Source organism: Streptomyces sp. CA189 (assembly GCF_056428985.1).
On sequence record NZ_JBWJVM010000169.1, the window covers coordinates 1 to 1921 of the forward strand.

Annotated in this window: 1 protein-coding gene and 1 pseudogene; both read right to left on the minus strand. The window is 74.3% G+C overall.

Translation table 11 applies throughout. From position 1 onward, the window contains the following. On the minus strand, nt 1–1630 hold a 1630-nt coding region (locus AC061S_RS44320; protein WP_478691557.1), incomplete at its 3' end, for a DUF3492 domain-containing protein. Nucleotides 1631–1816: 186 nt separating this feature from the next. Then, nucleotides 1817–1921, minus strand: a pseudogene (locus AC061S_RS44325) (IS5/IS1182 family transposase); the annotation flags it as partial.

The following is a 1921-nucleotide window of genomic DNA, read 5'->3' on the forward strand; positions in this document are numbered from 1 at the left end:
GGTGGGGGGTGGCCCAGGTGGGGGTGGCCCAGTGGCCCGGGACCCGGGCCTCGGGCGGCTGCTCGAAGGGCACCCCGGTGCCGTCGGGGCGGGCCGGGCCGCGGGCGAGCAGCCGCAGGTAGGACTCCTGGAAGGCGGCGACGTTCTGCTCGACGGTGAAGAGTTCGAGGGCCCGGGCCCGGGCGGCCGACCCGAGCCGCTGGGCCCGCTCGGGGTCCCGCAGCAGCGAGACGCAGGCCTCGGCGAGCGCGCGCGGGTTGCGCGGCGGCACCACGAGCCCGGTCCCGCCGATCACCTCGACGACGGCGCCGACGTCGGTGGACACGGTGGCCCGGGCGCAGAACATCGCCTCGGCCAGGGTGATGGGGAAGCCCTCGATGACGGAGGAGAGCACCACCACCCGCCCGGAGCCGTACGCGTGGGCCGGTGACGGCGCGTCGGGGCCGCCGATCTCCTCGAAGGTGACCGGGTTCTCGCCGACCGCGTGCGCGTCGGCGGCCTCGTCGGGGAAGAGCTGCGCGGCGAGCGAGCGGCAGTCGGCCAGGTACCCGTGCCCGACCGCGTGGTTCCCCGCCCCGGCCGCACCGGCGGAGCCCGCGGTCCCCGTTCCGACCGGCGTCGCGAAGATCCGCAGCCGCGCGCGCGGTTCGGCCCTGCGCACTTCGGCAAAGGCGTGCAGCAGGGCGATCAGGTCCTTGGCGGGGTCCACCCGGCCGACCCAGACGAGCGTGTGCGGGTCCCCGCACGCGGGGTCCTCGCCGACCCCGGCGAATCGGTCCGCCTCCATCCCGGGGTAGACCGTGCGCAGCCGGTCGCGGGAGGCGCCGCAGCGTTCCTGCCAGCGCCGGGCGTGCGCGTTGCCGGGGGTGAGCAGGTCGGCCTGGGAGTAGATCTCGCCGGCCAGCCGGGTGTGGAAGGCCGCGAGCAGGGCCCGTACGGCCGGCCGCTCGTCCCGCGCGGAGTGCGCCGAGTGCGCGAGGTAGTGGGCCCGTAGCTGGACCCCGTACTCGGTGACCAGGAGCGGCACTCCGAAGAAGCGTTTGGCCAGGAGTCCGGGCAGCGCCGCCACCCCGCCCGCGGCCGCGTGGCAGACGTCGACCTCGCGCAGGTCCTCGTACCAGTCCAGGGACAACGGCCGCAGCATCCGCTCCAGTTCGTCCACGAACTCCAGCAGGTCCGCGACCTGCGCCCGCTGTACGGCCCTGCTCGCCTCCGGCGCGCGACAGGCGGACTCCACCGCCCGTACGGCCGTCTCCGAGCGCAGTGCCGCGCACAGCCCGCCCTGTTCCGAGGCGAGATCGGCCAGCCCGTACAGCCCGTCCGCGAACCGCGCGGGGTCGGCTCCGCAGATCCCGCGGACCAGTTCCGTGAAGGCGGCGGCGAAGCGGCGGCGCTCGCGGCGCCGGTAGCTGCGCCCGTCGTCGGCCGGTGCCCACAGCGGGGCGGTCCGCACCCGGGTGACGTGGGAGGGCAGCGGCACCCGGCCGCGCTCCTCCTGCTCGGCGCTGCGGCTCAGGGCGTAGAGCTCGAACTCGTGCTGGGGAAGCCCGCGCACGAGCCGGTCGCACCACAGCCTCGCTTCCCCCGTCGCATACGGATAACCACCTTCCGTGAGCAGTCCGATCCGCACGAGTGGCACCCCCGATCTCCCGTTTCAGGCGGTCTCCGTCGGTCCGGCGACCCGCCGGGTACGAACTCAAGCGGATATGCCGAAGGCGCGACGGACGGTTGTCCGTCGCGCCACCGGAAGGGGTGAAGAGTCGTAACTTTCCCGTACGGTTCGCGTTCGAGCGCGCTAAGGGTGTCCGCCAGTAGGTCATCGGATGCGGGGGTTTCGAGGGCGGGTGTCCCAGCGGTAGAGGGTCCAGGCGCGTCGGATCAGGCAGCGGACAGTGATGACTGTGCTGGCCAGAGCGATGAA